Source organism: Paraburkholderia sprentiae WSM5005 (assembly GCF_001865575.2).
In the GTDB taxonomy this organism is placed as follows: domain Bacteria; phylum Pseudomonadota; class Gammaproteobacteria; order Burkholderiales; family Burkholderiaceae; genus Paraburkholderia; species Paraburkholderia sprentiae.
The window spans coordinates 825,513-844,732 of the sequence record NZ_CP017563.2 but is presented as its reverse complement, the minus strand read 5'-3'; the positions used below and the strand labels follow the sequence as shown (position 1 = coordinate 844,732).

The following is a 19,220-nucleotide window of genomic DNA, read 5'->3' as shown; positions in this document are numbered from 1 at the left end:
TCCGCCTAAAATAAGCGGGCCGCAAGCCGGCGCCGGATTGGGCTGCGCTGGATTTTGACGCCGGCGCGCGCGGCGGGATGCGCGGCCTCGTGAAGGCATATGCCTTAGGCGCAGTTTGCTCAGAAACGCTTGCGCGCGACATCGTTTTGCGAAGCGGGTCCCGCATTTGCTGTGGGGACCCCTTCGAAGCCCCGCGGTAGCGTGCAACGTGTCATCGGCACGCGCGGCGGGCCGCCTACGTCGACGTCACCGCGTCGTCCTCAACGGGTCCGCCGATGCCATCTCCCGACGATTTCCCCTGCCTGTCGTTTCGCGCGTGGCCATCCCGCCGCGCTGCGGCCTGCGTGGCCGCCGCACTGGCGTTCGCTGCGAGCACCCGCGTCAGCGCGCAATCCGCGCCGACCTACCCGCAGACTCAGCCCGCCGTGCCGGCCGTCGCGCTGCCCGCATCGGCCGTCGCTGCGAATGCCGCCAGCAGCGCTGCGCTCCGGCAGGCCGAAAACACGGATCACGCGCAGCCGTCGCCGGTCGTGCCGACGCCGCCGTCCGAGCTGTACGGCGAGCTGTATCGCGACGTCGAGCTGGCGCGTCTTTACGCGGACAGCAAGACGTTCGCCGATATGTCGCCAGACGAACCGCCGACGCAGGTCGTCGCCGACTACAACAGCCGGCGCGCGCAGCCGCAGTTCGACCTGAAGCAATTCGTCGAACGGCGCTTCACGCTGCCCCCACGCGCGCCGAAGCGCTACGCGTCCGATCCGAACGAGAGCGTCACCGCGCACATCGACACGCTGTGGAACGTGCTGCGCCGCGAGCCGGACGCAAACGCCAGCCCGTACTCGTCGCTGTTGCCGCTGCCATCGCCGTACATCGTGCCGGGCGACCGCTTCGACGAGATTTACTACTGGGATTCGTACTTCATCCTGCTCGGGCTCGACGCGAGTGGCCAGCATGCGCTCGTCGACGACGAGCTGAACAATTTCTCGACGTTGATCGACCGTTATGGCCACATACCCAACGGCAATCGCACGTATTACCTTAGCCGCTCGCAGCCGCCGTTTTTCGCGCAGATGGTGCAGCTCGTCGCGCGCAAAGAGGGCGATCAGGTCTATGCCCACTATCTGCCCGAGCTGCGCCGTGAATACGCGTACTGGATGGCCGGCAGCGAGCATCTCGCGCCTGGCAACGCCGCGCACCATCTTGTGCGCCTCGCCGACGGCACGCTGCTCAACCGCTACTGGGACGAGCGCGCGGCGCCGCGTGACGAGTCGTACCGCGAGGATGTGATGACGGCGCAGCAGATGCCGCAACGCGATGCGCAGGATTTGTGGCGCAATTTGCGCGCGGGCGGCGAAACCGGTTGGGATTTCAGCTCACGCTGGTTCGCCGACGGCAAGACCCTCGCGACCGTCGACGTGACGTCGCTAGTGCCCGTGGACCTGAACTGCCTGATGGTGGACCTCGAACGCACGCTCGCGAAAGCCTACCGTGTGACCGGCGACGCAGGCCACGCCGAGAACCTCGAACTGCGCGCCCGTGTGCGCGCGGATGCAATCCGCCGGGTGCTGTGGGATCCGCAACTGCACGCATTCGGCGACTACGACTTCGTGCACCGCACGCTCACGCATCGGCTCACTGCCGCGACCGTGTATCCCCTCTACGCCGGGGTCGCGACGCGCAACGACGCGCGCGAGGTGGCGCAGACGATCCGACGCGATCTGCTGCGCCCGGGCGGTCTCGCGACGACGCGGACCACCACCGGCCAGCAGTGGGACGAACCGAACGGCTGGGCGCCGCTGCAGTACCTCGCGGTGATGGGGCTGCGCCGCTATAGCGAGCCGGAGCTCGCGCGCGATATCGCGACCCGCTGGATTCGCACCGACGTTGCGTACTATCAGCGCACCGGCGAGCTCGTTGGACCTCAAAGTATAATAGATGAATGCCCGCAGGGCTCCGTCCAGCAAGGGCTTCAGCCGAATGGAAGCGAAGGCTCGACCGCTGGTGTGCTACGCGTGCTGATGCAGCTCTATCCGGACGCGATGAGTTCAACGAAGCTCGATTGCCGCGAATAGATTCGCTCAATAGAGCTAGTACGCCACAGGATAGATGGACCATGTCAACGAAAGCGCAAAGCGCGACAAGCAACACGCCACGAATCTATACATACGCCCGTTTTTCCAGCTTACAGCAGGCAGACGGTAGCTCGATCGCACGGCAGGATGCCTACGCCGAAGCGTGGGCCAAGCAGCACGGCCTGATACTCGATCGCTCGTTACGCATGGAGGACCGCGGCAAGTCCGCTCACAAGGGCGAGCACGTAAAGAAGGGCGGCGCGCTCGGCGCGTTCATCGAGCGTATCAAGGCCGGTGACGTCGTACCCGGCGATACGCTGATCGTCGAAAACCTTGACCGCCTGAGCCGCCAGAGCGCGCAGGACGCGCAGACGCAGTTCAACGCCATCGTGAATACCTACGGCGTCGATATCGTCACGATGCACGACGGCGTACGCTACAACCGTGAGGAACTAGCGCGCGATCCATCGCCGCTATTCCTTGCGCTCGCGGTCATGGTCCGGGCGTACGACGAGAGCAGTCGGAAGTCGTCGAACGCTCGCGGGGCGTATCGGGACAAGTGCGAGCGCTGGCTTAAAGGCGAGTATCGCGGACTGATCGGACAGCCGAGGCATATTCGCGCATCAGACGGAAAGCTGATCAAAGGCACAGATCCGATCTGGATTCTCTACGACACGGAAGCGAAGCGTTTCGAGCTTGTACCCGAGAAGGCTGCTGCAATGCAACGAATCATCGAACTCTATAGGCAGGGCCACGGTTCGGTCGAGATCACGCGCCGCATGGAGACCGAAGGGCTAACGATTAGTGACAAGCGCGCGGTCGTCAGAATCCACAAGCTGATTACCTATCCCGCGTTGAAAGGCGACAAGGTGGTCGTCGTAGACGGCCAGACCTATACGCTCAAGGGCTACTATCCGCCGGTCGTAACCGAGACCGAGTTCGACGAACTACAGTTGCTCGTCGGCAAGAGGGGCGTCCGCAAAGGCAAAGGTAAAGTCCCTGCCATCCTGACGGGTATGAAGATGTGCTATTGCGGGTACTGCCGCCAACTTATGGTCGGGCAGACGCTTACGACAACGCGAGCAGATGGAACAACGCATCAGAACTTTCGTCGCTTGCGCTGCGGTTCGTATGCCAATCGAGCGGCTGACTGTCGAGGCGGTGCCAGTTGTAGCGGCGTCCCGGTTGAGAAGGCGATCATGACGTTCTGCGCAAACCAGATGAATCTCGATCATCTGTTCACCGGCAACGACAAGTCAGATCCGCTCATGAGGCAACTGACGGCGAAGCGGGCTTCGCTCGCGAAGACAGACCTGAAGCTTAAGGGTATCAAGGACGAGATGCTGAATGGCGACGCGCTACCGTCGACGTTCCGCGAAGTCTTGCGCGAGCTTGAGACGAACAAGCGAACGCTGACGCAGGCGATCACGAAGCTCGAGCGCGAACTGTCCATCAATTCGGCTGCGCAACCCGCACCGGCTGAGACGTGGGCCGAACTCGTCTCGGACGTCATGGCGCTCGATTACGATGCCAGGATGAAGACGCGTAGGTTAGTACAGGAGACGTTCGAACGCATCGACGTTTTCTCGAAGGGGTTCGAGTGCGATGGCGAGCATATGGCCGTTCGGGTAACGTCGAAGCGCGGCGTGGTCATGGGCTTCGAATTTAACCGGCGAACCGGAGAACTGATTGAGGCAACAAAGACGCGCAAGTCGAAACCACTACCCAAACCGGCCCGCACGCCTCGAATGAAATGAGCGCAAGCGAATTCGGATAATAAGGCGGCCCCTATCGTGGGCCGCTTTTTATTCGTCGTCGCTATCCTGCAAGAGTCCTTCGGGCGTAGAGTAGATCCGTAATAGGCTTTCGCCGACAAGGACCTGTCGGTACGATAGGATAGCCAAGTCCCAAATTTCTTGTGCTACTTCTGGCCCCGCGTCGAGGACTTTGCCATCTTGGTCGATAACCGCGAGTGTCGCGGGTCTACCATCCTCACCGGTAATTGTGTAGCCTTCCCATTGAACTGCGCTCACTTGAAAGGGTATTAAATATGAGTTCCGAAACGCCCGTTTGGACCCATTGGGCGTGAGATGCTGCAATTTCTCGAAGCGTTGGCCGGCGATCACGGCCTTGTCACGATGCGCCTCGATGCAACGCTAAACGCGGCACCATTCTATCGTCGCTGCGGTTGGTCGGGCGATTTGGTTTCGAGATACCGCACGACGCGTGGACCTGAATTGGCTTGCGTCCCGATGACGAAGCGTCTCGCCGTCCCAGGGTAGGTTGCCCCCGGCCGACGGCTGTCACCCGCGTCGGGTAGCGGTCGGCCATGAACGGTCGCTCGACACGGAATCCTAAACTAGTCATCCGAAATATAACGTCTACACACAAAGATCATTTTGTGTGTCAACATTGACAACATGGAACTTCGTAACGTCCCGAGCAAGGCTCACCACCATCACGGTCGCTATCCATTGCGCCGTGGTCCGTTACGTCCATAGCAAGGAATCGAGGGTTTTCATTCCCCCTTTCCATGCACAAACGACCAAGGCGCCTTAGGCGCCTTTTTTATTTTCTAAACCGAAGAGGATTCTCATGACCATGATTCGCGGAACCCGTTTCATCGTTGGTAAGGAAGCCGCGCAAATACGCGCTCTGGAAAGTCAGTTCCGGAGCTATCTTCATTGACGTTGGAGCAGAAGAGGCTATCGTTCCGGCCTTGTGGTCGCAAGATACGTTCATTCAAAAGGCCGGCGGCAGTGAAATCATCGGCCAAATGTGGGCGTTCCCGGATAAAAAGGGACGCGACTGCTGCCTGATCCCGGAGGCGACGGCTCTTTTCCAGGAGCGGTGTATGGAGCTGCTGGGGCGCCGACAGGAGCGAATGTTGTTTTATATCGCTCGATGCTATCGCTATGAACGACCGCAAGCTGGTCGGTATCGTGAATTCTCGCAACTGGGATTCGAGTATCTATGCCCCGATCCCGAATTGGCGGTCAAGCGTAGCCAGGAGATAGCGATTGGTTTTTTTGATTCACTTGGACTTAGCTATGAAATCGACGGCTCAGCTCGGAGGGGCCTCAGCTACTATCTGAGCGGCCGAGGCTTCGAGATGCGCTGCACCGAACTCGGAGCGCAACAGCAGGTGGTAGGCGGCGGGGCATATCGGGAAGGCGCGGGCTTCGGCATCGGCGCGGAACGGCTGCTCCTGGCGATGACAGCGCAAGGGCTCGCATAGCTAGCACACCCGACGCGGAACAGCTTGATTGTGATCAATCGCAAGCCTCATATCGCGATTGATACGCTGTCGGGTGAGGACGCGAATGTCCGCTTCCCGCTACCTCGACCGTCCCTTGTGGGTCGACTTGCGACGATCCTCCGCTGCGGGCCGGCAAGCGGTGCTCAATTCAGCTATCGGTCCGGGTTCGGCCAGGAGCGGTCAGTCGACAGCGCGGCTCAGATCATTAACAATCGGCGTGCTCCTGCGTTTGGATAAAACATCACACTCTCACCAACCCTCAATGTCGAGGAAGGTTAATGCATTCAGAAATAAACTCTCTTGCCCAAATGCTCGATCAGGCGGAAGCATTGCTTCGCTCCTATGGACAGGTTCGATGGGCGGAATGGTTGACCAAGGATGCAAGGCTGATTCGCTCTCTGGATGGCTATGGCCTCGAACATTTGCTTTCCGCATATGGAGGAATGGGCAGCCTGAACGACGTGGTTCTGCAGCGAAGTAATGGTGGCGTCGGAGTGCTGCTGGATGTGGGCGACAACGAGCGTTTCGATAAACTTCGTAGCGAAATTTACGACCTTGCGAGAAGACTCAGAACGGGCGAATGGCAATGACTCAACGTTACAGCTCGGAAAGCTTGCAAAGAACGGCGAGGCTCATCCAAGAGCGCTTTAACATGTCGGCCGCCCGCTCGGAGCAACTGGCTGCCGAAGCGCTGAACGGGATCGACGCGCACGGCCTCGATCCTGACGATTGGAGTACTGTTGCGGCCACCGTTGATGTCGTCGTTCGAACTTGGATTTCAGGCGACGCTGGTCAATAGGCAATTCATTACCGAAAGACGATGAAGTCGACAGCGCGGATCAAGTCCTCAACTCGACCCAGTTCCGTATTTGGGATCTCCCCACGACAATCTGCTCGCACTGTTCGTAAAGCGTCGCGAAGTGCACCCCAATCGTCCGTCAGGCCACTCGTCAGTGGCCATGCGGAGAGCAAATGTCGCAAAGGGCGAACGGAACGACGTTCACACCATGCATCAAATAGCTCAAAGCATCCTGCGTTGATTTCGTTTGGGGACATAGATGGGTCGGTAATCAATTACTTTTGTTGATGATGCTGCCAATGATGCAATATTTGAATGGCCGCTGCTGGGCGAGCCGAAGGTCCCTTGTGGGTCGAGTGCAGCCGGTCGCGGTCGTCAGGCAGCGCCATGGCACGGCGCGAAGCCTGATGGTTCAGCACCTTTGGCCACCGAATCTTCAATGCTCAAACCAGCCGCCATAAGAACGCATCTCGGCGGCGCAGTCCAGCGTGTTCCGTGCGTTCGGCTCTGGCTGAGCTTGCCCGAGCCCAGCTATTTCCGTTTCCCAACAGCACGGCAAATTGCGTCCGTCCCGAAGGGAGGAGCCTAAAAATTTATTTGCTTTTCGAAACGCACTACTAAGATGAAGTGTTGGGCGGTTTGGGGGCTTTCGGGCTTGCTTTCCCTGGTCACAACATCCTGCGTTCCGCGACAACGACTTTTCCTTGAATAGTCGTGACAATTCGGTGACACCGAACAGGAGGATGTATGTCGCACGGAACACAGCTCTGTCCGAGCATCGCTGTCATGTTGCGGGCCCTTTACGCACTGCTGCTAATTGCGACGGCAAACCCCGCCGCCGCGCAGATCATCAGCACCGTCGCGGGCCCCGGTCAGGGCGGCGCAGGTGCGGCCGGAATCGCCGCAGAAGCCATCGCGCTGGACCGATGGGGAAACATATACACTGCCGAACCGACATTTCGCGTCGTTCGCCGCATCGATCACGAGAGCGGAATTGTCACGACCGTTGCCGGCAACGGGCAAGAAGGCTACAGCGGCGACGGCGGCCCAGCGACGAACGCCAGTCTCGACTATCCGTCAGGGGTTGTGGTTGACCGAGCAGGCAATGTGTTCGTTGCGGATCCATACGTCGGAGTCGTGCGAAGGGTGGATCGAAAAACGGGGATCATTACTTCTGTTGCAGGTCCGGGCGTTGGCAGCGCCAACCGCGGCGACGGGGGGCCGGCCACTCAGGCCGCGCTGTTCCCAACCGACGTGGCCCTGAACCGGGAAGGTGATCTGTACATCGCCGATTCGGCGGCAGCACGCATCCGGCGCGTGGACCACGAAACGGGAATCATCACGACCGCCGTCAAGCTTGCGTCCAGTTACATCCTGGCTATCGCCTTTGGCCCGCACGGCGACCTCTACATAGTCGATCCCTCTCCGGCAACGGTCGTCCGGGTGGACAAAAGAACAGGCACTATCACCACGGTAGCCGGGAAGTCGCCCCCTTGCTCGGGGGCGGGCTTGATGGCGTCCGGGTGCTATAACGGAGATGGCATTGCGGCGACCGATGCTTTCTTGAACATCCCAACGCACATTGCGTTTGACTGCGCGGGCAATCTGACGATCAGCGATACCTTCAACGCCCGCGTGCGTCAGGTGAATAGGCAAACCGGCATCGTCACAACCATTGCCGGCAACGGGCAGGACTCCTACGGCGGCGACGGCGGCCTTGCCACTCAAGCTAGCATAGGCGGTCCCAGGGGGCTCGCGTTTGGACCCGAGGGCGATCTGTTCTTCGCTGGCTCCGGGTACATTCGCAAGGTAAGCGGCCTGCCGAAAGCCGGGCGCCGCTGCGAAGAACGTGATGAGGACCGCGACGGCGGCGATGCGGGGCGCCCCGGTGATCGCACCGATCGCAAAGATGGCGGTGCGTTGCTTCCATGGTGGTGGTGACACCGCTTGCGCTACGCCACTATTGCGCGCGCAGCAGATGATCGCGTGCGCGCCTGCGCCGGATGCGGAACAGACGAAGGCAGCCTGCTGGCCAGCAGGCTACTTCGGACCATCCCACCAGCTGCGACCGTCACAGTTCGGCCAGGTACGGTCATCCGCCCGTGCATTCGCAAGGACACCCGAACGTCAGCTGAACCTTGGAAGCCGCCGTTAAGGCCGCGCCGGGGCGACGACTCGTCCGGGTCTTCAGGTCTTTTGTTTATTGAAGTTTGTCGGTGTCGTACACGCAACCTAAACTTATTGGGTTGTTCTGCCCTTGGTTCGGATCCGAACGTTTCCTCGTCCCGAGGAGGTCACTATGCAGCCCAACGCCCATACAAGGCGCGATAGCAGACTTCGTCGAACGTTCGTATTCGCCTTCCTGGCTACGCTGACGGTGGCGCCAGCCGGCGCCCTTGCAGGGCCCGAGGTCACAGGCGGGTCGGCCGATATGCTCCTGTCGGCGTCGCCACGCCCGACAGTCACGCAAAGCCAGTTGGACACCGCCGCGTCCAACGTGGCGGACTGGCTGCTTCCCAACGGCTCGTATGATCAGACGCGCTACTACCCGGGCGCACAGATCAATACCACGAACGTGGCGAAACTGAAGCCGGCATTCGTCTTCCAGACGGCGGTCAACGGACCACTCGAAACCTCACCGTTGGTGGTGAACGGCGTGATGTTCCTGACCACGTCGTTCGATCATGTCTATGCGATCGATGCGGCGACCGGCCGGGAGTTATGGCACTACCAGCACAAGTTGGGACCCGTTACTGCCTTCTGCTGCGGACCGACCAACCACGGCGTGGCGATCTACGGCGACAAACTATTCATGGGCACGCTCGACGCAAAGCTGGTGGCGCTCGACGCCCGGACCGGCAAACTTCTGTGGGATATCGTGGTCGGCGATCCCGAGCTGGGCTACAGCGAGAAGATGGCGCCGATTGTGGTCGATGGCAAGGTACTGATTGGCATCAACGGGGGTGAGTACGGCGTTCGCGGCTCCCTGAAAGCGTTCGACGCCAACACAGGTCAACTGCTTTGGACCTTCTACACGATTCCCGAATCCGGACAGGAAGGCGTGTGGGCGACCCGGGATGCGACCGGCCGGGACCTTAAACGCAATATCGATGCCGAGAAGAAGCAACTTGCTGAGAAGGGTAGCGACTTCTACAAGACGCTCGGCGGCGGCGTGTGGATGACGCCAGCGATCGACCGGAAAACGCGCACGGTGTACTTCGTGGTTGGGAACCCCTCGCCTGACTTTTATGGCGCAATACGTCCCGGCGACAATCTGTTTACCGACTCGATGGTGGCGGTCGACCTCGACACCGGCAAGTACAAGTGGCACTACCAGTACATCCCGCATGACGTGTGGGACCTCGACGCGGCGAGCCCGCCAATCCTGGTGGATGTGCGCGACCGCGACGGACGCATGGTATCTGGGGTAATCCATGCCGGAAAGACCGGGCATGTCTATGTGCATGATCGCGCATCGGGCCAGTTAATCCGCTTCTCGCCGGCGATGATCCCGCAAGAGAACATGTGGACGCTGCCAACGCCGCAGGGCGCGCACATGCTGCCGGGTGCGAACGGCGGAGTCAATTGGTCGCCGACGGCGTACAGCCCCGAGACGCGTCTCGTGTATGCGGCCAACCTGCATCGTCCGTTGACATACCAGGTCGAGGACGCGCCGTATCCGGGCGGCGGCAAGATGTGGCTTGGCGGTTCATTCAAGACCATTCCGAGCGAACAGCAGTGGGGCAAGCTCGCAGCGGTGAACGTCGACACCGGGAAGATCGTCTGGTCGTTTAAAACCGATCAGCCGCTGATCGGCGGCGTATTGGTGACGGCGGGCAATCTCGTCTTCAATGGAGAAGGCAACGGCCTGTTTCGCGCATTTGATGCGCGCACCGGCAAGAAGTTGTGGGAGTTCCAGTGCGGCGCCGGCGTCAACGCCCCAGCGGTGTCGTACTCGGTGCGCGGCAAGCAATATGTGGCGGTTGCGGCGGGCGGCAACCAGCTACTCGACTACAAGCGCGGCGACGCGATTGTTGTGTTCGCGCTGCCGTAATGCGCACGCACTGCCTGCGCTAGAGGCTCTCCAACTGCCAAGCGGCGTCGCATACGGTCTAGCGTGTTGGTCTTCCGTGCTGCTGGCTCGAAGATCCCATTGCGCCACCGGCGTGTGGCCCGCACGCTTGGATGGAGTCACGAAGGTCGGTAATACTCCGCGAAGCAGCCGTTGACGCGGCGCCGCGTCGAACGGCGGCAGTGGGTCGACTTGCGACGATCATCCGCTGCGGGCCGGCAAGCGGTTCTCAATTCAGCTATCGGTCCCGGTTCGGCCATCTGCGGTCATTCACCCGCGCCGCAGTCCGGACGTTCGAGCGTCGCCTAGAGTCGAACAACGGCCCATCCGCGCGTCGTAGGAGGGAGTTCTCTCGGCTACCCCTTCCCTTGGATTATCCATTTACAAACAACAATATTCTGTCGCGGACCGGAAGTCCACTTGGGACGTCGGCTTGCTCTCGCTCCCAAGCAAAGACGTCCGAAGCCTCTCAGTGCCACCGGCGGCTCAGGTTTTGACGAACAAGTGTTCAACTTTTAGCGGAAGTTAACTCGGCGATTGGATCGACGATTTGAATGCCTGTACGTCCATTCCCCGTTTTTCGGACTTTCGTTCCTTTGCGGACATCACCGACGAGCCGCCCGAGGAGATCGTCGCGTCTGGCCACGACCGCTGCATCGTCCCGATCGAGCCGAATAATGTTGGTGCGTGGCTGAATTCGGACCCTGCGAATTTCTGGATGATCGCTATCGGCCCTTCTACGAGCATCGGGTGGCGACTTAACGACGTGCGGACTATGCGACCGACGCGAACCGTCCCGAAGTGGCTTTTCGCTTTCTTTCGCGCCCGACGAGCGTGTAAAAAAGCGCGAGACTTATCGAGCAAGCTTAGTGTCTAGGCGATGCCATCAAAAGGGTCGCCGAGTAGCACCTGAGCCCATCGCGCTGGGGTGCCGTTCCCACCTTTCACACAAAACCACAGTGTGCATAATCCAGTGTCGTTCGTCAGGGCGAGCAGGTCGCCGCCTTGTCCGTCCCTCGGTAGTCGCATAGTCCCCCGTAGTCCGTTAGCGATGGCCTCGGTTTGATGATTTGTAATAGTGGCTGGATATGGGCCCTTCGACTTTTGCGGAGTGAGCCGCAACTGGGCCGCATGAGCCGATTCGAACTGTCCGCCGCGACATTCGTTTCCGTGACCAACACCATGGACTCCGGCGCCGACGTCGCCCTGACCACGCACTCCGGTCGGCCCAGCGCCGAAGACGCCAATGCCCCCGGTTTCGCCGATACTCGGGTTGGGCACCATGCCCCCTGACAGCCCAATCACCCCCGCCGCAGCGAGATTGGAAATGGCCGGGTTGGTTGACACACCACCACGCGCAAATACGCCAGCCTCCGGCCCAGGAGGTCCGACCACCACGTCAGGGCCAGGCGTCCCAATTCCGTCTGCATCGAGCGGCGTCTGCATAGCCGCGTCCGCATCCGCCCCCTTTGCCCACACGCCTACACCACCCGTCTCTGTGAGCTCAGGCACTGGCCCTTGCGCGCCACCCATTGCAATGACGCCGGGAGCGTGCGGAAGACGGGCGCGATTTTGGAGTGTGACGTTCGCTCCCCCTAGCCCGACAACGCCGGCACCGGGTGGAACGATTGGTCCAGGATAAGCCTGGTTCGACGAGCCACCGACACCTTGGACACCGATACCGCCAGACCCGTCTTCATCTTTGGTGCCGCTGCCGAATCCGATCACGCCGGCACCCTGGTTTGCCCCCCCTTTGCCTACCACCCCCGCACCGGTGCCCAGTGCACCGTTCCCGCTCCAACCCACGGCCACAAGTCCGTCGCATGCGTTAGCGGGGGTGAAAGTCTCTCCGTCGCCGTAATCGGCATCGTCGTCTTTGTTGCGTGCCACCTCCACGACAAAGATCGCAGGTCCGCCAAAGTTTGGCTGCCCGGGGGGCACCTGCGCCCAAAGTCTTGTCAGGCCTTCTGCTCGATTTACGCGCCCTGTCACCATATCTTCGTCGCTTCCACTCGCCCCTGCCATGGCATTCTCCGAATGATGAAATCCTTTGCACCAGCTTCTTCATAGCGATGGCTGCTAAGGAAGAAATCAAGAGTTGATAGAAATGAATCTACAACTGTGTTCATTAGCTTTACTACTTCTATTTCACCCCCGCGATCACGCTCTGCCGTAGCCAAGATCGCGGCGTGATAATTCGTGATCGGAGCAAAAGGTTCAGTCTTAAAACGGCGTATACCGTGCTGAACGATCGCGTCGCGAGATTTAAACCTGCGCTCCGATAGCATAACGTCTCATCATTTGCCGTGCTGGAACAGAGATCAACACAAATGGGCGACCACGTGCCATACACGACACGAAGCCTCCGTCCTGCTCTGGTCGTTTAATGGGAAACGAGCAACGCAGCTAGGGTTCAGCGGTGCAGGTCCCCTAACGGTTAATAACACGTGGTCCCAATGGTGGATCTGCATACTGTCCGACAGCGAAGCCATTGGCTGATTTTTGCTGCCTTAAAGCGATGCTCGTTTTCGAAAATAACTCCTTGAACGGGAAACAACGCCGCCCCTGTCTTGACACCCTTTCCTTTCATGTCTGATTTCGTTAGTCGCGGCAGACATACCGTCTGGATTTCGTCGGCCAACACAAAAGTCGATGCACGCGCTACTCGCCGAAGATTTTTCGCACGGCGAGGTCACGTTGAACACTGCAGAATGAAGCAGCCTGTTTCGTTTTCGAAAGTGATTCGGTCAGAAAATGATAGGTTACGATTTCGAAAGTGCGACGTGCCTATGTTACCTACCGCACTTATCTTGCGAGAGATGTCCGGGTGGCCGGGGCCATGGTGGATGGTCTCCGAACATAAGTCGCTGGGCGCCTCGGTCGAAATGCCACTTTCCTATCGGTGACCTCGCCCAACGGCACCCGACCAGGAAATGGCCGTTGTGCTCAGACACCGGCCCTTGGAACCGCCACGGATCGACTGGCAGAAACGGGTCGACTTGCGACGATCATCCGCTGCGGGCCGGCAAGCGGTTCTCAATTCAGCTATCGGTCCGGGTTCGGCCCAGCTGCCGCCGTTCAAGGACGTTAGTGACTGTCCGCTTACCTGTGATTAGCGCTGTGGAAAAAGCGCTAGAGGCCCGCCAGCTCCCATAGAGCACTTTGCCCAGTAGCCGCTGAATGTCCGGTTCGAAGCTTGATCCAGCTTCTCTGCGCATGCCACCCAGTAATCCAATTGCGCTCCGTTCAGATCCGTCGTATCCATCTTTGCCTCCGCTGATTCGTCGGACGGGTTGCCCCCGCCGACATCAAAACTACTGTATGGACGTGCAGTAGATCGAGGAGCGACGGCGGTATCATAGGGTCGTCTCAGAAAGGAGTGGGCCATGTGCTACTCGGCGCAGATCGAAGCGGACTACAAGAAATTCGTTCGAGAGTTCGGCGCCCGGATGAGCTTGCGTGAGTTCGCGGAACTGTACTGGGCGCGCGCGAACGGGAGCAAGGTGAAAATCCCGAAGGCCATGGACGCGGCGTTCGACGATCCGCAGGAAGAGGAACAGCGCGGGATCAAGGCGGCGATCGACCGGTTCAACGCAGAGCAGGCCACGGCGCTCGAACAGGAGCTATTCAGGCAGCGATCGCGGCTTGCGGACGCTGAGCGGACGCTCCAGACCAGGACGACAAAGGCCGCTACCGAGAGCAAGCGCATTGCCGCAGGCATGATCGACGCGACGATCCGCCGACTCGACGATCTCCGGCGTGTCGAGCTGAAGGACCGCGACTCGCGAATCTTTCCCGGCACCTACGCGCCGGTGATGGTCGTGGAGGAAGGCCAGCGGGTGATCAAACCCATGCGCTACCAGTGCCGCCCGGCTGGCAAACCGAAGTTCTACGACAGCAAATATCCCGGCACCTACAACGCGCGGCGGGACAATCTCGAAGGATTCTGGAAGGAGCTATTCGGCTACTCGCACGGCCTGATGATCGTCAGCGCGTTCTACGAGAACGTCAGCCGCGCCAGGATGGAAGGGCGCGAGCTGCAGGACGGCGAGCAGGATGAAAACGTGGTGCTGGAATTCCAGCCGAACACGGGCGGCCAGATGCTGGTCGCCTGTCTGTGGTCACACTGGAGGGCACCTGGCGAGGCGGATCTGCTGTCGTTCGCGGCGATCACGGACGAACCGCCGGCGGAAATTGCCTCGGCTGGCCACGACCGCTGTATCGTGCCGATCAAGCCAGAGAATATCGATGCTTGGCTAAATCCGGATCCGGCGAATCTGACGGCGCTTCACGCGATCCTGGATGATCGATATCGACCGTACTACGAGCACCGGATGGCGGCCTGACCGGTCGCCGTTCGAGTGAACGTCGGTTCCTAACCAACTGAGCGCGCTAGGCCGAAAGGCGATCGATAACTAGAAGCGGTCAACAAGCGACGTTGACAGCGCGCAAACCGACGGCTGCTCGCGGGCTACAAGCCGACACACGTTCATGGCTTAAATCGTTGTCGGTCAGGCGCGTGATGCTTGCGTCCATCGCTACCATTCCGTTGCTCCGCGAGATTATTCATCCGTTTTGCGCGGCTTTGGCGACGCGACGTCGTGCGCGATCTCGGAGAGTCGCCGTTTGCCAAGCGATTCAAGCAACAAGGTTTCTGCCGAACCCAACGTCTCGCCGATGTGGCGATTTACCGCCGCCTCCACTGGACAAGAGCGATTGTCGTCGGCTAGGCCAATCACAAACGGCGCGGTGTGTCCAATGGCTTGGTAGACATCTCTCACCGTAAGATCTTCGAGGTCACAGGCGAGCACCCATCCGCCGCCTGGACCACCGGTCGACTTAACAAACCCCGATTCGCGTAACGACGCCATCGTTCGGCGAACAAAGACCGGATTCGTGTGCAGCATTAGCGCAATCGTCTCTGAGGTTGTTGCGCCTCCGCGAAGATGCATGTGGATGAGGATGTGCAGAAGTCGAGCCAGTCGGGTATCGCGTTGCATAAGTGGAAACTTGATAATGCGCAACTTTTGATGTTACGCTATATTTAGATTGCTGCGTGCTACAACCTCTCCAGAACAGCCCATGAGCGCATACCGTCAAACCTTTATTGAAGCAAACGGAATTCGCTTACACATGGCTCAACAAGGCGACGGCCCATTGGTGCTTCTTTGTCACGGCTTTCCGGAGACTTCGCATGCCTGGCGCCATCAACTGGCGGCACTTGCGCAAGCCGGCTTCCACGCCATAGCACCGGATCTTCGTGGATACGGATCAAGCGAGTGTCCAACGGCAATTGAGCAGTACACAACATTGGACGTTGTCGGTGACCTGGTGGCGCTCGTTGATATTCTTGGAGAGCGCAACGCAGTTGTTGTGGGGAACGACTGGGGTGCAACCATCGCCTGGCAAGCCGCGCTGCTTCGGCCTGACCGCTTTCGCGCTGTCGCCGCGCTCGGAGTACCAATGATGGGCCGCGCGCCGATGGCGCCGAGCCGGCTTTTCCCGCAGACTGACCAGGCGTGGTTCTACACGCATTATTTCTCCGAACCCGGGTTGGCCGAAAGCGAATTCGAGCGTGACGTTAGGGCCACATTTCGCAAGATCTATTTTTCTGCATCAGGCGACGTCGGAACCCGTGACGCAAATACGCCCAATCCATTCGGACTAATGCCCCGCAGTGGCGGGCTCCTCGACTCTCTGATAGATCCGCCTTTGTTACCTGCGTGGCTCGCACCCACCGATCTCGACCAGTTTGTCCGGGCATTCAGCATTTCTGGCTTTCGCGGTGGATTGAATTACTACCGCAACCTCGACCGCAATTGGGAAATGCAATCGGCTTTCGAGGGCCTGCTCGTCAAGGTTCCCTCCCTGTACCTTGTCGGCGAGCGAGATACAGGTCTGGCAATGCCAGGCATGCACGAAATTATTGGCGGCATGCCTCAGTTCGTGCCCAAGCTGTCAGCCTCTCGAGTCGTTCCGCAAGCAGGGCATTGGCTGCAACAGGAGGCGCCCGATTTCGTCAACGCGGCATTGATTGAGTTTCTCCGCGAGCTTTGATGTACACCGGCGCAGTGTGACGGTTCAACTACAGTTAGCAGCCATTCTTCCCGCAGATCGGTATGTCGGAGAAGGGTCGCGTGCTGCCGATCGCTGTCAGGCGGAGGTCGGCCAGCTGCAGCCTGTCGCCGCCGATACCAGTCTGCCACTCACGTGACCGTTATGCTTCGTCATCGGTCAGACGGCCGTGGAGACCTCAATGTACTCACTCGAGGCTTCTACCGGGATGTGTCAGCCTTATCGGCACTCTGGTCGCTGGACCTTCAGGTTGTAACTGACGTCCGTGTCGTCCCGCTTCCCGCCGCAACGCGTTCGCCCGCCTCACCGTGCGCGAACGCGGCGCAGGGTATGATTTTTGCGGAGATGCCCGCGAGCTTTTCCCCCAATGTTCGACCGCGAGTCTCGCAGCTCGCAGCGAAGTTTTCATACGGCTTAACGATGACGACCAGCATAGAGCCGGCTGCGGCTCGGCACACCGAACACGATTCCAACCATTTCGTCCAGTTCTACGAGTCCGACGTCGAATTGATCGAGGACGTCGGCGCGTTTCTGCACCGCGCGCTGGGCGCGGGGGGGAGTGCCATTGCGATCGCCACCGCCGATCACGTTGCCTCGCTGACGTCATGGCTCGACTCGGCCGATACTGCCAGGCGTCGCGCGCACGACGCCGTTTTCGTCGACGCGCAGGTCGCGCTCGACGGCTTCATGGTCGACGGGTGGCCGGACGACGCGCGCTTCATGTCGACGGTCGGTGCGCTCGTCGCGCGGACCGTGCGAGCAGGGCAGCCGGTGCACGCGTTCGGCGAGATGGTCGCGATCCTGTACGCGCAGGGTCTCGGCGAAGCAGCGCTGCATCTGGAAGACCTGTGGAACGGACTCGCCCGCGAGCACCGGTTCTCGCTTTTCTGCGCGTATCCTGACCGGGCGTTCGTCGGCGCCGAGCATACGCCGCTATTTCGTCACATTTGCAACGCACACCAGCATGTATTGCTTACCCGTGCGTGGCGCGACGCAGGCGATCAGGACCTGCATCTGAGGCTCGCGCTCGCGCAGCAGCGCGCGACGTCGCTCGAAGACGAGATGCGCCGCCGAAGGAGCGCCGAGCTTCAGCGCGATGCCGTGCTGATGAATTCGCCGATCGCGTCGGCACTGCTGCTCGGCAGCCGGCATACGTTTCAGTTGACGAATCCCCGCTATCTCGCGATGGTCGGCCGCGCGGACCTGATCGACCTCGCTTATCTCGACGCATTTCCGGAGGAGGCGGGCGGCGCGATTGTCGCCGCGCTGCAGCGCGTGTTCGCCGATGGCGTGCCGATCGTCCATGAAGAGTATCGGGCAAACCGAACCGGCGACGGCGACGAGCGCGTTTATACGCTTCATTTCGAACCGTTGCGCGCGTCGTCGGGAAACGTCGACGGCGTGATCCTCAGTGCCGTCGAGGTGACCAGCTACGTACGTGCACGCGAGGCCGTCGAGAAGTCGCGCACCGAGCGCGAAGCGCTGCTCGCGGATCTGCGCAACGCGAACGGTGCAAAAGATCGATTTCTCGCGATGCTCGGCCACGAGCTTCGCAATCCGCTCGCGCCGATCTCGACCGCGCTCGTGCTCGTGCGCAAGCAAAACGGCGGCACGACCGACAAACACCACGACATCATCGAGCGTCAAGTGGCGCATCTGTCGAGGCTCGTAGAGGATCTGCTGGACGTGAGTCGCATCACGCGCGGCACGATCGAACTGGCCCGCGAGCCCGTGCCGATCGCGACGGTGCTTGCGCGCGCGATCGAGGCAGCGAATCCGTTGCTCGAACAACGTTCACAGACCTTGTCGCTGGACCTCGCAGACGACGGCGGCACAGTGTCCGGCGATCCCGTCCGTCTCACGCAGGTGTTCGGCAACCTGCTGAACAACGCCGCAAAGTTCACGCAGACGGATGGGCGCATTCATGTAAAAGCCGTGTCGAGCACCACTGAAATCGTCGTGTCGGTGGCGGACAACGGCGTTGGAATCAGCGCGGATTTGATGCCGCGTCTGTTCTCGTTCTTCGAACAGGGACAGACGACGATCGACCGCGCGAACGGCGGGCTCGGGGTGGGTCTTGCGCTCGTGAAGAACTTTGTCGAACTGCACGGCGGCACGGTCGTCGCAAGCAGCGACGGACCGGGTAGGGGCGCGACTTTCACCGTCACGCTCCCGGCCGCATCGGCACCCACGACCGATCGCGGGAAGCAGCCGGCCGCGCCGCATCCGGACGGCAACGGCGTGCGCGTGCTGCTGGTCGACGACAACAAGGACGGCCTGATGGCGATGGAAGCCTATCTCGTCGAGATGGGTTTCCACGTGGCGACGGCGACCGATCCAGCGACCGCGCTCGAGGTAGCGGCGGCGTTCTCCCCGGCGTTCGCGATACTCGACATTGGCTTGCCCGGAATGGACGGATATCAGCTCGCCCGCGCGCTGCGCGCACAGCAGACGGCGACGCCCGTGAGGGTGTTCGCGCTGACCGGCTACGGGCTGGCCGAGGACCGCAGGCGTTCGAACGAAGCAGGATTCGAACGGCATTTCGTCAAGCCGGTTGCGCTTGCGGAACTGGTCGAAGCGCTGACCGGAGCATCTCGCGGGGAGCGGCCTTCGGTGTAATGGATCTTTTCAAAGCAGATTGCTGATTTAATGTTTGCACAAAACGCAGCCTTATCCCGAATAACGGTGCCTTTTGTTGGTCGTGACACCGACCGCAGCGACGAATGGAGGCCCCCTATGACTGAAGTTCGCCGTTACGAGACGCTGACGATGGTAAGCGTCGAGTGGCTGCGTTGGGTCGAATTCTGACCGACGCGGCCGGCTCGACGATGCCCCGTCGCCACGCCACGCATCGGGCTGTAGTCGGCCCAGATGGAATGGACACCGCCCTCCCTTCGGGGAGGTGGGCACATTGAGGGCCTCCAGAACCGAACGGCATCAACG

Annotated in this window: 11 protein-coding genes and 2 pseudogenes; 12 read left to right on the top strand and 1 reads right to left on the bottom strand. The window is 60.5% G+C overall.

The window, feature by feature from the left end; translation table 11 throughout:
- The first annotated feature begins 275 nt into the window (after positions 1 to 275).
- The 10 genes and pseudogenes from treF (at position 276) to BJG93_RS32360 (ending at position 14,548) form a co-directional block, all read left to right on the top strand.
- Positions 276 to 2,072 (top strand): alpha,alpha-trehalase TreF, encoded by a 1,797-nt coding sequence (treF, locus tag BJG93_RS32400; RefSeq protein WP_231337638.1) that lies wholly within the window; start codon positions 276 to 278, stop codon positions 2,070 to 2,072.
- Positions 2,073 to 2,113: 41 nt separating this feature from the next.
- Positions 2,114 to 3,829 (top strand): recombinase family protein, encoded by a 1,716-nt coding sequence (locus BJG93_RS32395; RefSeq protein WP_051374197.1) that lies wholly within the window; start codon positions 2,114 to 2,116, stop codon positions 3,827 to 3,829.
- Between the two features lie 321 nt (positions 3,830 to 4,150).
- Positions 4,151 to 4,354 (top strand): annotated as a pseudogene (locus BJG93_RS32390) (GNAT family N-acetyltransferase); the annotation flags it as partial.
- 344 nt (positions 4,355 to 4,698) lie between these two features.
- Positions 4,699 to 5,310 (top strand): ATP phosphoribosyltransferase regulatory subunit, encoded by a 612-nt coding sequence (locus BJG93_RS32385; protein WP_051374196.1) that lies wholly within the window; start codon positions 4,699 to 4,701, stop codon positions 5,308 to 5,310.
- Between the two features lie 299 nt (positions 5,311 to 5,609).
- Positions 5,610 to 5,921, top strand: coding sequence for a DUF6966 domain-containing protein (locus BJG93_RS32380; RefSeq protein ID WP_154671696.1), 312 nt, complete (start codon positions 5,610 to 5,612; stop codon positions 5,919 to 5,921).
- Positions 5,912 to 6,130: a hypothetical protein gene (locus BJG93_RS32375; RefSeq protein ID WP_071336718.1), complete on the top strand. Its 219-nt coding sequence runs from the start codon at positions 5,912 to 5,914 to the stop codon at positions 6,128 to 6,130. Before BJG93_RS32380 ends, BJG93_RS32375 begins: the two co-directional genes overlap by 10 nt.
- A 747-nt stretch (positions 6,131 to 6,877) precedes the next feature.
- Entirely contained in the window at positions 6,878 to 8,071 is a 1,194-nt protein-coding gene (locus BJG93_RS32370; RefSeq protein WP_231337637.1) for an NHL domain-containing protein, read from the top strand.
- A 358-nt stretch (positions 8,072 to 8,429) separates the two neighbouring features.
- Positions 8,430 to 10,184 (top strand): pyrroloquinoline quinone-dependent dehydrogenase, encoded by a 1,755-nt coding sequence (locus BJG93_RS32365; RefSeq protein ID WP_231337636.1) that lies wholly within the window; start codon positions 8,430 to 8,432, stop codon positions 10,182 to 10,184.
- Between the two features lie 601 nt (positions 10,185 to 10,785).
- A pseudogene (locus BJG93_RS36725) lies at positions 10,786 to 10,964 on the top strand (SOS response-associated peptidase family protein); the annotation flags it as partial.
- 2,624 nt (positions 10,965 to 13,588) lie between these two features.
- A complete protein-coding gene (locus tag BJG93_RS32360; RefSeq protein ID WP_027194538.1) occupies positions 13,589 to 14,548 on the top strand; it encodes an SOS response-associated peptidase family protein in 960 nt (319 codons plus the stop codon).
- A 216-nt stretch (positions 14,549 to 14,764) separates the two neighbouring features.
- Here BJG93_RS32360 and BJG93_RS32355 read toward each other — a convergent pair whose 3' ends face one another.
- Positions 14,765 to 15,202 carry an RrF2 family transcriptional regulator gene (locus BJG93_RS32355; protein WP_051374195.1) on the bottom strand — a complete coding sequence of 146 codons (438 nt, stop codon included), beginning with the start codon at positions 15,200 to 15,202 and terminating at the stop codon, positions 14,765 to 14,767.
- Between the two features lie 82 nt (positions 15,203 to 15,284).
- Between BJG93_RS32355 and BJG93_RS32350 the strand changes: the two genes are divergently transcribed.
- Together BJG93_RS32350 and BJG93_RS32345 are read left to right on the top strand one after the other, a co-directional pair.
- Entirely contained in the window at positions 15,285 to 16,259 is a 975-nt protein-coding gene (locus BJG93_RS32350; protein ID WP_027194537.1) for an alpha/beta fold hydrolase, read from the top strand.
- Between the two features lie 438 nt (positions 16,260 to 16,697).
- Positions 16,698 to 18,896 (top strand): hybrid sensor histidine kinase/response regulator, encoded by a 2,199-nt coding sequence (locus tag BJG93_RS32345; protein ID WP_027194536.1) that lies wholly within the window; start codon positions 16,698 to 16,700, stop codon positions 18,894 to 18,896.
- Positions 18,897 to 19,220: the final 324 nt, after the last annotated feature.

Bases quoted from the DNA above. Each gene is read 5' to 3' on its own strand.
- BJG93_RS32345 (WP_027194536.1), top strand. From the start codon at position 16,698: ATGACGACCAGCATAGAGCCGGCTGCGGCTCGGCACACCGAACACGAT.
- BJG93_RS32350 (WP_027194537.1), top strand. From the start codon at position 15,285: ATGAGCGCATACCGTCAAACCTTTATTGAAGCAAACGGAATTCGCTTA.
- treF (WP_231337638.1), top strand. From the start codon at position 276: ATGCCATCTCCCGACGATTTCCCCTGCCTGTCGTTTCGCGCGTGGCCA.
- BJG93_RS32360 (WP_027194538.1), top strand. From the start codon at position 13,589: ATGTGCTACTCGGCGCAGATCGAAGCGGACTACAAGAAATTCGTTCGA.
- BJG93_RS32375 (WP_071336718.1), top strand. From the start codon at position 5,912: ATGGCAATGACTCAACGTTACAGCTCGGAAAGCTTGCAAAGAACGGCG.
- BJG93_RS32395 (WP_051374197.1), top strand. From the start codon at position 2,114: ATGTCAACGAAAGCGCAAAGCGCGACAAGCAACACGCCACGAATCTAT.
- BJG93_RS32355 (WP_051374195.1), bottom strand. From the start codon at position 15,202: ATGCAACGCGATACCCGACTGGCTCGACTTCTGCACATCCTCATCCAC.
- BJG93_RS32380 (WP_154671696.1), top strand. From the start codon at position 5,610: ATGCATTCAGAAATAAACTCTCTTGCCCAAATGCTCGATCAGGCGGAA.
- BJG93_RS32370 (WP_231337637.1), top strand. From the start codon at position 6,878: ATGTCGCACGGAACACAGCTCTGTCCGAGCATCGCTGTCATGTTGCGG.
- BJG93_RS32365 (WP_231337636.1), top strand. From the start codon at position 8,430: ATGCAGCCCAACGCCCATACAAGGCGCGATAGCAGACTTCGTCGAACG.